Raw genomic sequence first — 13,831 nt, 5'->3', positions numbered from 1 at the left:
GGCCATGGGCGGGCTGGTCTATTTCTCCTCGGGCTCGGGGAACACGGCGCGTTTCGTGACGCGGCTCGGCCTGCCGGCCGGGCGCATCCCGATCTCGCCCAGGGACGAGATGCCCGCCCCCGCCCTGCCCTATGTGCTGATCTGCCCGACCTATGCCGACGGGATGGGTCGGGGCGCGGTGCCCAAGCAGGTGATCCGCTTTCTCAACGATCCTGACCGCCGGGCCCTGCTGCGCGGCGTCATCGCCGCCGGCAACCGGAATTTCGGGGCGACATACGCCTTGGCCGGTCGGGTGATATCTGACAAGTGCAACGTCCCCGTGCTGTATCGATTCGAGCTGGCGGGGACTGATCTGGACATTTCCCGCGTTCAGGCGGGGCTTGCGAAATTCTGGGGGACGGAATGCTTGACGATGGCGTAAAGGCCGAGCTGGACTATCACGCGCTGAATGCGATGCTGAACCTTTACGACGGCGAGGGCCGCATCCGCTTCGACGCGGATCGCAAGGCCGCGCGGCAGTATTTCCTGCAGCATGTCAACCAGAACACCGTCTTCTTCCACTCGCTGGACGAAAAGCTGGGCTATCTGGTCGACGAGGGCTATTACGAGGCCGAGGTGCTGGACCAGTATCCGCGCGCCTTCCTGCACCGGATCTGGGACGCGGCCTATGCGCGGAAATTCCGCTTTCCGACCTTTCTCGGCGCCTTCAAGTATTACACCAGCTATACGCTGAAGACCCGCGACGGGCGGCGCTATCTGGAACGCTACGAGGACCGGGTGGTCATGGTCGCGCTGGCGCTCGCGCGCGGCGACGAGGATCTGGCCATGCGCTTCATGGAGGAAATCCTGTCGGGCCGGTTCCAGCCCGCCACGCCGACCTTCCTGAACGCCGGCAAGAAGTCGCGGGGCGAGCTGATCTCGTGCTTCCTGCTGCGGCTGGAAGACAACATGGAATCCATCGGCCGCGGCATCAATTCGGCGCTGCAGCTTTCCAAGCGCGGCGGCGGCGTCGCCCTGATGCTGACCAACCTGCGCGAGGCCGGCGCGCCGATCAAGGGGATCGAGAACCAGTCCTCGGGCGTCATCCCGGTGATGAAACTGCTGGAGGACAGCTTTTCCTATGCCAACCAGCTTGGCGCGCGGCAAGGCGCGGGGGCGGTCTATCTGAACGCGCATCACCCCGACATCCTGCGCTTCCTGGACACCAAGCGCGAGAACGCCGACGAAAAGATCCGCATCAAGACGCTGTCGCTGGGCGTGGTGATCCCGGACGTGACCTTCGAACTCGCCAAGCGCAACGAGGACATGTACCTGTTCTCGCCCCATGACGTGGAAAAGGTCTATGGCCTGCCCTTCTCGGAAATCTCGGTCACCGAGAAATATGCCGAGATGGTGGACGACAAGCGCATCCGCAAGAAAAAGATCAACGCCCGCGCCTTCTTCCAGACGCTGGCCGAGATCCAGTTCGAAAGCGGCTATCCCTACATCATGTTCGAGGACACGGTGAACCGCGCCAACCCGGTCGCCGGCCGCATCAGCATGTCGAACCTGTGCAGCGAGATCCTGCAGGTGAACGAGGCCAGTGAGTTCGACGAGGATCTGGGCTATCGCCACCTCGGCACGGATATTTCCTGCAACCTCGGCTCGCTGAACATCGCCGCGACCATGGACGGGCCGGATTTCGGCGCGACCGTCGAGGCGGCGATCCGGGCGCTGACCGCGGTGTCGGAGATGTCGGCCATCGAGGCCGTGCCCTCGATCCGGCGCGGCAATGACGAGGCCCATGCCGTGGGGCTGGGCCAGATGAACCTGCACGGATTCCTGGCGCGCGAGCGCATCCATTACGGCAGCCCCGAGGGCGTCGAGTTCACCTCGGTCTATTTCGCCGCCGTGGCCTATCACGCCATCCGCGCCTCGAACCTGCTGGCGCAGGAAAAGGGCCGGACCTTCAAGGATTTCGACAAGTCGAAATATGCCGACGGCTCGTTCTTCGACAAATACGTCGCGCAGGACTGGCTGCCCACGCTGCCCGATGTCGCGCGGGTGTTCGAGGGCGTCAGCCTGCCCACCCGCGAGGATTGGGCGGCACTGCGGGAATCGGTGATGCGGCACGGGCTTTACAACCGCAACCTGCAGGCGGTGCCGCCCACCGGCTCGATCAGCTATATCAACAACTCGACCAGCTCGATCCATCCGATCGTGGCCAAGATCGAGATCCGCAAGGAAGGCAAGATCGGCCGGGTCTATTACCCCGCCGCCTTCATGTCCAACGAGAACCTGGACTATTACCGCGACGCATACGAGATCGGACCCGAGGCGATCATCGACACCTATGCCGCCGCGACCGAGCATGTCGACCAGGGGTTGTCGCTGACGCTGTTCTTCCCGGCCGAGGCCACGACGCGCGACATCAACCGCGCCCAGATCTACGCCTGGAAGAAGGGCATCAAGACGATCTATTACATCCGGCTGCGCCAGACCGCGCTGGAAGGCACCGAGGTGCAGGGCTGCGTTTCCTGCACGCTTTGATCGTGGGGGCCTTGGGCCCCCACACCCCGAGGGTATTTGAGAAACGATGAAAGGGGTTCTTCGGATGAAGGATCATGCCATGCGGACGCCCGTGCGCGCGATCAACTGGAACCGGCTGGAGGACGAGAAGGACCTGGAGGTCTGGAACCGGCTGACCGTCAACTTCTGGCTGCCCGAAAAGGTGCCGCTGTCGAACGACGTGCAAAGCTGGGCCACGCTGCGCCCCGAAGAGCGCGAGCTGACCATCCGCGTCTTTACCGGGCTGACGCTCTTGGACACCATCCAGAACACCGTGGGCGCGCCCGCGATGATGCCCGATGCGCTGACCCCGCATGAGGAGGCGGTCTTGTCGAACATCGCCTTCATGGAGGCGGTGCATGCGCGCAGCTATTCCTCGATCTTCTCGACGCTGTGCCTGACGCCCGAGGTGGACGCGGCCTTTCGCTGGGCCGAGGAGAACCCGCATCTGCAACAGAAGGCGCGGCTGGTGCTGGAGGAATACAAGGCCGGCTCGGACCCGCTGAAGCGCAAGATCGCCAGCGTGTTCCTGGAAAGCTTCATGTTCTATTCCGGCTTCTACCTGCCGATGTATTGGTCGAGCCGCGCCAAGCTGACCAATACCGCCGACCTGATCCGCCTGATCATCCGCGACGAGGCGGTGCATGGCTATTACATCGGCTACAAATACCAGCGCGGGCTGGAGCGGCTGGGCGAGGCCGAGCGCGCGGCGCTGAAGGACTTTGCCTTTTCGCTGATCTTCGATCTCTACGACATCGAGGCGAAATACACCGCCGAGCTATACGATGGCATCGGGCTGACCGAGGACGTGAAGTCCTTCCTGCATTACAACGCCAACAAGGCCCTGCAGAACCTGGGCTACGAGGCGCTGTTCCCGCCGCAGGCCTGCGAGGTCAACCCGGCGATCCTGGCCGCCCTGTCCCCCGACAGCGAGAACCACGACTTCTTCAGCGGCTCGGGGTCGAGCTATGTCATCGGCAAGGCGGTCGCGACCGAGGACGAGGACTGGGATTTCTAGGCTTGCGCCTTGCGCGCCAGCCGCTGCGCGATGGCCGAGCAGACCAGCAATTGCGTCATGTGATAGATCATCACCGGCAGCACGATCGCACCCACCGCCGCGGCCGGAAAGATCGCCGTGGCGATGGGCAACCCACTGGCGAGGCTCTTGGTCGAGCCGCAGAAGAACAGCACGGCCTGGTCCTGGGGCGGCAGGTGGAACAGCCGCCCGGCGCCGACCATGCCGCCCATGACCAGGGCCAGCAGCAGCGCGGTGACCAGGAAGCACAGCACCAGTCCCGGCACCGGGATCGCCGACCAGATGCCCGCGACGGTGCCGGCGCCGAAGGCGGAATAGACGATCAGCAGGATCGAGCCCCGGTCCACCACCATGGTCAAGAGCCTGTGGCGCTGGACGAAGCCGCCGATCCAGCGCCGCAGCAACTGCCCGGCGACGAAGGGCAGCAGGATCTGCACGGCGATCTTCTCGATGGCGTCGAGGCTGGCGCCGCCGCCCTCCTGATGCAGCAGATGCGTGACCAGCAGCGGCGTCAGCACCACGCCCACCAGGTTCGACAGCGAAGCCGCGCAGATCGCCGCCGGCACGTTGCCGCCCGCGATCGAGGTGAAGGCGATCGAGCTTTGCACCGTCGAGGGCAGCACGGCCAGGAACAGCAGCCCCAGCGTCAGTTCGGGCCCCAGCACGCCGCCGAACAGCGCGGCCAGCCCGATGCCCAGGACCGGGAACAGCGCATAGGTGGCGCCGAAGGTCAGGCCCTGAAGCCGCAGGTTCAAAAGCCCCGCCCGGACCGAGGCCGGGTCCAGCTTGGCACCGTAGAGAAAGAACAGCAGCGTCACCGCCCAGAAGGTCGCGCCGCGCAGGATCTCGGCCGCCATGCCGCGGGCGGGCAGCAGCAGCCCCAGCAGCACCATGCCGATCAGCAGCAGCATGTAGGTGTCGATGCCGATCCGTTTCAATGCCTGCATGGTCTTCCCCGTCGTGCCTTCGCCCCTGTCTGATATACATCGGCGCCGGGCACAAGCCGGGGGCGCCACGGCGCCATCAGGCTTGCCCTGTTGGCGAAAAACGGTCACAGCGGGGTCATGTCCGATGCAACCGTTCCGACCATGCGCCCCGCTTTTGCCCCCTGGCTGTCCCGCAGCAACGACGTGACCTCGGTCTTTCTGGCGGCGGGGCAGGTGCCCGATCTGGTCAACCTTGCCGGGGGCCTGCCCGAACCCTCGGTCTGGCCGGTCGAGGAACTGGCCGGGCTGGCCGCCGAGGCGATCCGCAACCACCCGGACGAGACGCTGGGCTATGGCCCGATCCCCGGCCTGCCGGCGCTGCGCGACCTGATCGCCGCGCGCTTCTCTGCCGGCGCGCTGCGGCTGTCGCGCGAGAACGTGCTGATCACCACCGGCGGCATGCAGGCGCTGGAACTGATGGGCAAGGTGCTGTTGCAGCCGGGCGGGCTGGTCGCGGCGCAAAGCCCGGCCTATCTGGGCGCGCTGGACGCCTGGATGCCGCATGCGCCGCGCTATCGCGCCATGCGGATCGACGCGAACGATTTCGACCCCCACGCCGCGCTGGCCGGGGCGCAATTCGCCTATACGGTGCCGAATTTCTCGAACCCCAGCGGCCGGCTGGTGGCCCTGCCCGAGCGGCAGGCGCTGGTCGCCGCCGCCCATGCCACCGGCACCTGGCTGATCGAGGACGACCCATACGGCGCGCTTTACTATGAAGGCGAGCCCCTGCCCCGGCTGCTCGATCTGTCGGCGGCCGAGCGGCCCGGCCCCTATGACGGGCCGGTGGTCTATATGGGCTCGCTCTCCAAGGAACTGGCGCCGGGGCTGCGCATCGGCTGGGTGATCGCCGCGCCCCAGATGATCGCGGCGCTGGCCACCGCCAAGCAGGGCTCGGACATGTGTTCCAGCGGGCTGTCGCAGATGCTGGCGCTGCGGGCGCTGCAGGCGGGCATGACCGACCGCATCCGCCCCGAGGTGCTGTCGATCTATCGCGCCCGGCGCGACGCGCTTTGCGCCGCGATGCGACAGCACCTGTCCGCGGATCTGGACTGGCAGGTGCCGGTCGGCGGCATGTTCGTCTGGGCCACGGCGCGCGATCCGCGGCTGGACACCGACCGGCTGCTGCATCATGCGATGGCGCAGGGGGTCTGCATTTCGCCCTCCAGCGTCTTCGACCCCGAGGGGCTGGACCGTCGTTCGCTGCGGATCAACTTTACCCTGAACCCGCCCGAGCGGCTGGAGGAGGGCTGCCGCCGCCTGGCCCGCGCCATCCGCGCCGCGCTGGCCGAGGTCGGTTGAACCGGCCCGTCTTTTGGCCTGTCACACCGGCCAGACCAGCAGGATCAGCGGCACGCCGGTCAGCACGACCAGCGCCGACAGCGGCGCGCCCAGCCGGGCGTAGTCGCCGAAGCGATAGCCGCCCGGCCCCATGACCAGCGTGTTGCACTGGTGCCCGATGGGGGTCAGGAAATCGCAGCCGGCACCGACCGCCACCGCCATCAGGAAGGCATCGGGCCGATAGCCGAGCTGGCTGGCGAAAGTCGCCGCGATCGGCGCCATGACCAGCACCGTCGCGGCATTGTTCAGGAACGGCGTGACCGCCATGGCCGCGACCAGGATCAGCGTCAGCGCCCCCCAGACCGGCAGGCCCATCGCCGCCTGCGACAGCCAGGCACCCAACAGGTCGGTCACGCCGGTCTTTTGCAGCGCCTCGCTGACCGGGATCAGCGCGCCCAGCATGATCAGGATAGGCCATTCGATGGCCTCATAAGCCTCTTCGGCACTGATCGCGCCGGTCAGGATCATCAGCACGGCGGCGGCGAAAAAGGCGATGGCGACCGGCACCAGCCCCGCCGCCGTCGCCGCCATGGCCACCGCCAGGATCAGCACCGGCAGCAATTGCTTGCGCACCCCGCCCAGCCGGATGTCGCGCTCGGCCAGCGGCAAGAGGCCCAGCACCCGCATCCGCTCGGGCAAAAGCTCGATCGGCCCCTGCACCAGCAGCACGTCGCCCGCCGCCAGTACCGTCTGGCTGAGCCGCTGCGTCATGCGATGGCCGGCACGCGAGATGGCGATCAGGTTCACGCCGTGCTGGTCGAACAGCGCGATCCGCCCCACGCTTTGCCCCACCAGCAGCGAGGCGGGCGCGATCACCGCCTCGATGACGCCGATCTTGTCGGCGGGCAGTCCCTCTTCGGCCGCCGCATCCTGCCGGGTCAGCTCCATTCCCAGCTTGGTCACCGCGCGCTCCAGCGCATTCGGCTCGCCGCGTAAAAGCAGCGTGTCGCCCGTCTCGATCACCGTGTCGGGCAGCGTCACGGCACGGCGCGCGCCGCCCCGGATGAGGCCGGTGACGGCCACCTCGCCGTCGACGGCGCCCAGATAATCGCCCACCGTCATGCCGACGATGCCGGCGCCCTCGGGCACGGTGGCCTCGGTGTGATAGTCGCTGATGTTCACCGCCTCGCTCAACGACGCGGTGGCGCGGCGGTCCCTGGGCAGCAGGCGATGGGCGAATTGCAGGAAGACCAGCCCGACCAGCGACAGGCCGATGCCGACCGGGGCATAGTCGAACATGGTGAAGGGCTCGCCCGTCATCTGCTCGCGCACCCGCGAGACGATGATGTTGGGCGAGGTGCCGACCAGCGTGATCAGCCCGCCCAAGAGCGAGCCGAAGGCCATCGGCATCAGATAGACCGAGGGCGAATGCCTCGAACGCCGCGCCATCTTCAGCGCCGCCGGCATCAGCATGGCCAGCGCGCCGATGTTCTTGACCAGCGCCGACAGGAAGGTGACCGAGCCGACCAGCACCAGAAGCTGCCAGCGCAGCCTGCGCAACCGCAGGAGCACGCGGCGCATCACCGCCTCGATCACGCCCGAGCGCGAGATGCCGGCGCTGACCACCAGCGCACTGCCGACGATGATGACGATATCGTCGCTGAAGCCGCGAAACGCCTCGTCCGGCTTGACCGTGCCCGCCACCAGCGAGGCGAGCAGCGCGATCATCGCCACCACGTCGTAGCGCAGCCGCCCCCAGACGAACATCGCCATCATCGCGCAAAGGATCAGCACGGCCAGGATCTGCGGCATGGCCATCGGTTTGTCCGCCCTCCCTTTCGCGCACGGATGCCTGGACCCAATGCGGCGGCCGCGGGGCAGGTTCCGCCGCCCGCCGGCCCCCGCCGGACAGAATGTCGCGTCCGGTGCCAAGGATGGCGCTTGACAGCCGGCGCCCCGCTGCGGCAATGCGGGGCCGCTACGGTTCCGGCGCGATCTGCCGGATGAAAAGGGAACACCGGCGCGCCCATCGCCGCGATGCGGACGGGCAAGGCCGGGGCTGCCCCCGCAACTGTAGGCGGTGAGCGAAGGCCGAAGGCGCCACTGGGAAGATCCCCGGGAAGGCCGGCCCAAGCGATGATCCGCCAGCCAGGAGACCTGCCGCAGCGATCACCCATTTCCGGCGCGGGGCGCGTCTGGAAAGCGGCCTTCCGCAGAGGTGACAGTCGCCATCCCGCGGCCGGGCTGCCCTTGGCCTTTCCGCAGGACAGTTCTGCAAATCGCGGGCCGGATCCCGCGCTGGAAAGGCTTTGGAATGTTGTTCAGAACCCCGGCTTCCCTGCTGGCCGCCACCGCCCTGCTCCTGCCCGCCGCCGCAACGGGGCAGGAAGGCCAGGCCCCCGTCATGCTTGACCCGGTGGTCCTGTCGGGCGGGCTGTCGCCCGTCGCCGAAAGCGCCTATGGCCGGGCCTACAGCATCCTGACCGCCGAGGATTTGCGGCAGCGCGGCTTCGTCACCGTCCAGGACGCGCTGCGCGACCTGCCCGGGCTTGCCGTGACCTCGACCGGCGAGACCCTGACCAAGGTCCGCATCCGCGGGGGCGAAGCCAATCATGTGCTGGTGCTGATCGACGGGGTCGAGGCCAACTCTCCCGGCAACGGAGACTATGTCTTCAGCGGTCTTCTGACCGAGGATGTCGAGCGCATCGAGGTGCTGCGCGGCCCGCAATCGACCATCTACGGCGCCAATGCCGCCGCCGGGGTGATCGCGATCACCACCCGCCGCGCCTCTGTCCCGGGGCTGAGCTATGGCGGCGGGATCGAGATCGGCGGGCTGGGCACCCGCGCCGCCAGCGCCCATCTCCGCGCCATGGGCGAGCGCGGCCAGATCAGCTTCTCGGCGGCGACACGCCGCACCGATGGCGAGGACGCCTCGCGCACGCCCGGCGGCGATACCGAGTTCAACAACCGCGAGACGCTGACCCTCGGTGGCTCCTACGACATCGCCGAGGCCGTGACCGCCGGCTTCACCCTGCGCCGGACCTGGCAGGAATACGGCTACGACCGGGCGATCGACCCGGTGGATTCCCCCGACGACCATGTGATCGACACACCGCACACCGCCGACCGCAACGAAACCTATGGCTCGCTCTGGATCGAGGCCGAGGCGCTGGGGGGCAGGCTGCTGAACCGCTTCGCCGTCTCGGGCTCCAACCAGGCCACGGACCATTTCAACGACAGCGTGCCGGATTACGACGACGCCTCGCGGCTGCGGGATTTCAGGTATACCGGCACATGGGCGCTGGACGGCGGCAATGCCCGCAATTCCGCGCAAAAGCTCAATTTCGCGGTGCAGAAGAAGCGCGAGATCTATGAGAGCTCCTATGCACCGGGCGGCCGGTATGAGCGCGACACCAGATCGCTCGCGCTGGAATATCAGGGCCAGTTCGACAACGGGATCGGCATCCAGGCCGGCCTGCGGCGCGATTTCAACGACGATTTCCGCAACGCGACCACCTGGAACATCGCTGGCGCATGGCAATTGCCCGATCGCGACCTGCGCCTGCGCGCGGCCGCCGGCAAGGCCATCGTCAATCCCACCATGTTCGAGCTTTATGGCTATGCGCCGGGCAGCTATAGCGGCAACCCGGACCTGACGCCGGAAACCAGCCGCAGCTATGAAATCGGCGCCGACTGGAGTTTCGCAGCGGGACGGGCTGCGCTGGGGGCGACCCTGTTCACCAGCAAGGTCGAGGACATGATCGTCGGGGCCGGCACCACCTCGCAAAACATCGCCGGCACCAGCACGCGCAAGGGGTTCGAGGCCGATCTGCACTATGAAGCCACCGATTGGCTGCGGCTGGGCGCGACCTATACCTATACCGACGCCCGCACGGAAGACGACGATCCCATCCCGCGCCAGCCGCGCCACCAGCTTGGGCTGCGCGCCACGGGCGATTTTGCCGGGGGTCGCGGCTCGGCCACGGCCGATCTGCGCTATGTCGCGGGCAATTACGACGAGGAATGGTTCAGAAGCTGGACCCCGCCCACCACCGAACTGCCCGATTTCGTGACGGTGAACCTGGCCGCGCAATACGACCTGACCGAAAACCTGCGCCTGACCGGCCGCGTGGTGAACCTGTTCGACCGGGATTATTCCGAGGCCTGGGGCTATTACGGCCAGGGCCGCACCTTCTATGCCGGCCTGACGGCGCAATGGTAGGACGGCTTTGCCTTGCCGCCTGCCTTCTGGCCGGCCTGATCCTGCCCGCCGCGGCCGAGCCGCCGCGCCGGGTGCTGTCCGTGAACCTGTGCACCGACCAGCTGGCGATGCTGCTGGCTGCGCCGGGGCAGATCGTCTCGGTCTCGTATCTGGCGCAGGATCCCACCGCCTCGGCCATGGCGGATCAGGCCGCGCGCCTGCCCGCCAATCGCGGCCGGGCGGAGGAGATCTTCCTGATGCGGCCCGACCTGGTGCTGGCCGGCGCCTGGAGTTCGCCCGAGACGATCCGGCTGCTGCAACGCCTAGACATCCCGGTCGAGGTGTTCCCGGTCGAAACCGACATCGCCGGCATCCGCGCCAATATCCGCCGCATGGGCGATGTCCTGGGCCGGCAGGCCCGGGCAAAGGCGCTGCTGGCGCGTTTCGACGCCGATCTGGCCCGGCTGGCCGACGCGCCCCCGGGGCCGCGGCCGCGGGCCGCGCTCTACATGGTAAACGGCTACAGTTCCGGCCGCGACAGCCTGGCCGGGCAGATCGTCGCGCTGGCGGGCTTCGACAATGTCGCCGACGATCTCGGCCTGCCGGCGGGCGGGGTGGTGCCGCTGGAGGCGCTGCTGCTCTCGGGTCCCGACCTGCTGGTCGAGGGCCGCCGCTATCCCGGCAGTTCGCGCGCGCAGGAGGTGCTGGACCACCCCGCGCTCAAGGCGCTGAGCCGGGGCCGGCCCGCCGAGGTCATGTCCGATCCCGACTGGGTCTGCGGCACCCCCCACATCCTGCGCGCCATAGCCCAGTTGCGCGACGCGCGCCTTGCCTTGCAGGCCCGGCCATGACCGCGCCGCGCTATCCGCTGCTGATCGCCGCGCTGTCGCTGCTGGTAGCGGCGCTGTTCCTGGCCTCGCTGCTGACCGGACCGGCAGGAATCGGCCCGGGCGAAAGCCTCGCCGCGCTGTTTCGCGGCGACGACCTGCTGGCGCTGGTGATGCGCGAATTGCGCCTGCCGCGCGCCATCCTGGGCCTTCTCGTCGGTGCGGCGCTGGGGATGGCAGGCGCGGTGCTGCAAGGCTTCCTGCGCAACCCGCTGGCCGAGCCGGGGCTGATCGGCACCAGCGCCTCGGCGGCACTGGGGGCGGTGCTGGCGATCCAGACCGGGCTTTCGGCCGCGTTCCCGCTGGCTTTGCCCCTGGCGGCGCTGACCGGCGCGGCGCTGTCGGTGCTGCTGGTGCTGATGCTGGCCGGGCCGCGCGGCGGCGCACTGGCGCTGATCCTGGCCGGCATCGCCATTTCCGCGCTGGCGGGCGCGGCCACCTCCCTGGTGCTGAACCTTTCGCCCAACCCCTTTGCCATCAACGAGATCGTGTTCTGGATGATGGGTTCGCTGGCGGATCGCTCGATGCTGCATGTCTGGATCGCGGCGCCCTTCATGCTGCTGGGCTTTGCGCTGCTCTGGCCCACGCGCCGCGCGCTCGAGGCGCTGACGCTGGGCGAGGATGCGGCGGCCTCCAGCGGCGTGCATCTGGGCCGGCTGCGGCTGATGCTGGTCGCGGGCATCGCCGCGCTGATCGGCGGCGCCACGGCGGTGGCCGGCACGGTGGGCTTCGTCGGGCTGGTGGTGCCGCATGTGCTGCGCCGCGCGGTCGGCGCCAGCCCGGCGCGGCTGGTCCCGGCCGCGGCGCTGGGGGGCGCGGCGGTCGTGCTGGCCGCCGACATCGCCGTGCGGCGGATCGCGCCGGGCCATGACCTCAAGCTTGGTGTGCTGACGGCGCTGGTGGGCGCGCCTTTCTTCCTGCACCTGATCCTCAGGACCCGGCGCGAGGGGCTGTGACCATGCTTGAGCTTCGCGCCCTCTCGTTCCACCGCGCCGGGCAGCCGGTGCTGGACGGTATCGACCTGCGGCTGGGGGCGGGCGAGTTCGTCGGCCTGCTCGGCCCGAACGGCGCCGGCAAGACCACGCTTCTGCGTGCGGCGCTGGGACTGCTGCCGGCGCGCGGTCACAGCTCGCTGGCCGCGCTGCCGGTGCGCGAGCGCGCCCGCGCCGCCGCCTATATGCCGCAGGGCCGCGAGATCGCCTGGCCGATGCCGGTCGAGGCGCTGGTGGCGCTTGGCCGCATCGCCCATCCGCATTCCGCCAGCGCTGCCGACCGCGCCGCCATCGAGCGCGCCATCGCGGCCTTGCACCTGGACCCGCTGCGCCACCGCCGCGCGACAGAGCTGTCGGGGGGCGAACAGGCGCGAACGCTGATCGCCCGGGCGCTGGCACAGGAAACGCCGCTCTTGATCGCGGACGAGCCCATCGCCGGGCTGGACCCGGCGGCGCAGATCGACGTGATGCGGCTGTTCCGCCGGCTGGCCGGTCAGGGCCATGCGGTGCTGGCCTCGCTGCATGACCTGGGGCTGGCGGCGCGGCATTGCACGCGGCTCGTCATGCTGCACCAGGGCCGGATCGCCGCCGATGGTCCGCCCGAGGCGGTGCTGACCGCCCAGAACCTCGCCCGCGTCTTCGGCATCACCGCCCATGTGGCGCCGGGGCCCGGCGGCATCCTGTTCCAGCCGCTCGACACCATCGGGGGCGGCGCCCCGTGACGGGCATGCCGCGCCACTGAGCCGGGGCCGATGGGCGCATTCGCCGCTTTCCCGGCCATGCCGGATGGGGGTTGGCGGGGGCATGCGCTCAGGGCGCGGGTCCGGGCGGCTTGGTCCCACACTTGCCCTGCGCCATGCCCGGCCGGGTGCCGGTCGCGGATCAGCCGGCCACCCCCATCGTGGCCTTCACGGCCTGTTTCCAGCGGCCATAGCGTGCCTCGCGCTCGCCCTCGGCCATGGCGGGCTCGAAGCGGCGCTCCAAGGCCCAATCGCGGGCGAAATCCCCGGGCGGCGGGCACAGGCCCGCCTGCAACCCCGCCAGGTAGCCCGCGCCAAGCGCCGTCGTCTCGGTCACCCGAGGCCGGTCCACCGGCGCGCCAAGGATGTCGGCCAGGAACTGCATCGTCCAGCCGCTCGCCGCCATGCCGCCATCCACCCGCAGCACCCCCGCAGCCGCGCCGGGCCAGTCCGCCCGCATCGCCTCCCACAGGTCGCGGGTCTGGAAACCCACGCTCTCCAGCGCCGCCCGCGCCAGTTCCGCAGGCCCCGAGTTCCGCGTCAGCCCGAACACCGCCCCCCGGCAATCCGGCCGCCAATAGGGCGCCCCCAGCCCGGTGAAGGCCGGCACCAGGACCAGCTCCTGCCCCGGATCCGCCGCCTCGGCCAGACCCTGCGTCTCGGCCGCCGAGCGGATCAGCCCTAGCCCGTCGCGCAGCCATTGCACCACCGCGCCGGCGATTAAGATCGAGCCCTCCAGCGCATAGGTCGTCCGCCCCTCCAGCCGATAGGCGATGGTGCTCAGCAGCCGGTTCTTCGACGCCACCATCTCCTCCCCGGTGTTCAGCAGCGCAAAGCAGCCGGTGCCATAGGTCGATTTCATCATGCCGGGCTGGAAACAGGCCTGGCCCACCGTCGCCGCCTGCTGGTCGCCGGCGACGCCCAGGATCGGGATCTCGCGCCCGAACAGGTCCGCCCGCGCCATGCCGAAATCGGCGGCGCAGTCGCGCACCTCGGGCAGAAGCGGCATGGGGATGTCGAAAAGCGCGCAGATCTCCGCGTCCCAGCGGTTCTCGGCGATGTTGTAAAGCAGGGTGCGGGCGGCGTTGGTGGCGTCGGTGGCATGGACGCGGCCGCCGGTCAGGTTCCAGATCAGCCAGCTGTCGACGGTGCCGAAGGCCAGCT

Annotated in this window: 11 protein-coding genes and 1 riboswitch; of the genes, 8 read left to right on the top strand and 3 right to left on the bottom strand. The window is 68.8% G+C overall.

The annotated features are described in order from the left end of the window. The first annotated feature begins 4 nt into the window (after window positions 1-4). From nrdI to nrdF, 3 genes are all read left to right on the top strand, one after another. Window positions 5-421, top strand: coding sequence for a class Ib ribonucleoside-diphosphate reductase assembly flavoprotein NrdI (gene nrdI / locus QPR87_RS14625; protein ID WP_104492807.1), 417 nt, complete (start codon window positions 5-7; stop codon window positions 419-421). After that, a complete protein-coding gene (gene nrdE / locus QPR87_RS14620) occupies window positions 403-2,529 on the top strand; it encodes a class 1b ribonucleoside-diphosphate reductase subunit alpha (RefSeq protein ID WP_011750603.1) in 2,127 nt (708 codons plus the stop codon). Before nrdI ends, nrdE begins: the two co-directional genes overlap by 19 nt. A gap of 64 nt (window positions 2,530-2,593) precedes the next feature. Continuing rightward, complete coding sequence (gene nrdF / locus QPR87_RS14615) at window positions 2,594-3,565, top strand: class 1b ribonucleoside-diphosphate reductase subunit beta (protein WP_041530473.1); 972 nt, start codon at window positions 2,594-2,596, stop codon at window positions 3,563-3,565. Here the strand turns inward: nrdF and QPR87_RS14610 are convergent. Continuing rightward, window positions 3,562-4,530 (bottom strand): bile acid:sodium symporter family protein, encoded by a 969-nt coding sequence (locus QPR87_RS14610; protein ID WP_011750605.1) that lies wholly within the window; start codon window positions 4,528-4,530, stop codon window positions 3,562-3,564. The genes nrdF and QPR87_RS14610 overlap by 4 nt on opposite strands. A gap of 117 nt (window positions 4,531-4,647) precedes the next feature. Between QPR87_RS14610 and QPR87_RS14605 the strand changes: the two genes are divergently transcribed. Then, a complete protein-coding gene (locus tag QPR87_RS14605) occupies window positions 4,648-5,868 on the top strand; it encodes an aminotransferase-like domain-containing protein (RefSeq protein ID WP_285049995.1) in 1,221 nt (406 codons plus the stop codon). Between the two features lie 21 nt (window positions 5,869-5,889). Here the strand turns inward: QPR87_RS14605 and QPR87_RS14600 are convergent, their stop codons facing one another. Next, entirely contained in the window at window positions 5,890-7,665 is a 1,776-nt protein-coding gene (locus tag QPR87_RS14600; RefSeq protein WP_104492803.1) for an SLC13 family permease, read from the bottom strand. A 146-nt stretch (window positions 7,666-7,811) separates the two neighbouring features. Continuing rightward, a riboswitch (cobalamin riboswitch) is annotated at window positions 7,812-8,026 on the top strand. Window positions 8,027-8,161: 135 nt separating this feature from the next. Here QPR87_RS14600 and QPR87_RS14595 point away from each other — a divergent pair. From QPR87_RS14595 to QPR87_RS14580, 4 genes are read left to right on the top strand one after another with little or no spacing between them, the layout of a single operon-like run. Next, window positions 8,162-10,069, top strand: a complete 1,908-nt coding sequence (locus QPR87_RS14595; protein WP_285049993.1) for a TonB-dependent receptor plug domain-containing protein — start codon at window positions 8,162-8,164, stop codon at window positions 10,067-10,069. Next, window positions 10,063-10,899: an ABC transporter substrate-binding protein gene (locus tag QPR87_RS14590; protein ID WP_285049992.1), complete on the top strand. Its 837-nt coding sequence runs from the start codon at window positions 10,063-10,065 to the stop codon at window positions 10,897-10,899. Before QPR87_RS14595 ends, QPR87_RS14590 begins: the two co-directional genes overlap by 7 nt. Beyond that, the gene (locus QPR87_RS14585) at window positions 10,896-11,891 is read left to right on the top strand and encodes a FecCD family ABC transporter permease (RefSeq protein ID WP_285049991.1); all 996 of its coding nucleotides are present in this window, start codon (window positions 10,896-10,898) and stop codon (window positions 11,889-11,891) included. Before QPR87_RS14590 ends, QPR87_RS14585 begins: the two co-directional genes overlap by 4 nt. A gap of 2 nt (window positions 11,892-11,893) precedes the next feature. Further along, on the top strand, window positions 11,894-12,649 hold the full coding sequence (locus tag QPR87_RS14580; protein WP_285049990.1) for an ABC transporter ATP-binding protein: 756 nt from the start codon (window positions 11,894-11,896) through the stop codon (window positions 12,647-12,649). 160 nt (window positions 12,650-12,809) lie between these two features. Here QPR87_RS14580 and QPR87_RS14575 read toward each other — a convergent pair. Next, the coding region (locus QPR87_RS14575; RefSeq protein ID WP_285049989.1) for an FGGY family carbohydrate kinase at window positions 12,810-13,831 on the bottom strand (1,022 nt) is incomplete at its 5' end.

Source organism: Paracoccus sp. SSJ (genome assembly GCF_030234105.1).
Classification (GTDB): Bacteria; Pseudomonadota; Alphaproteobacteria; order Rhodobacterales; family Rhodobacteraceae; genus Paracoccus; species Paracoccus denitrificans.
Note: the sequence above shows the minus strand (reverse complement) of the source record. Positions and strands in the feature narration are given on the sequence as shown.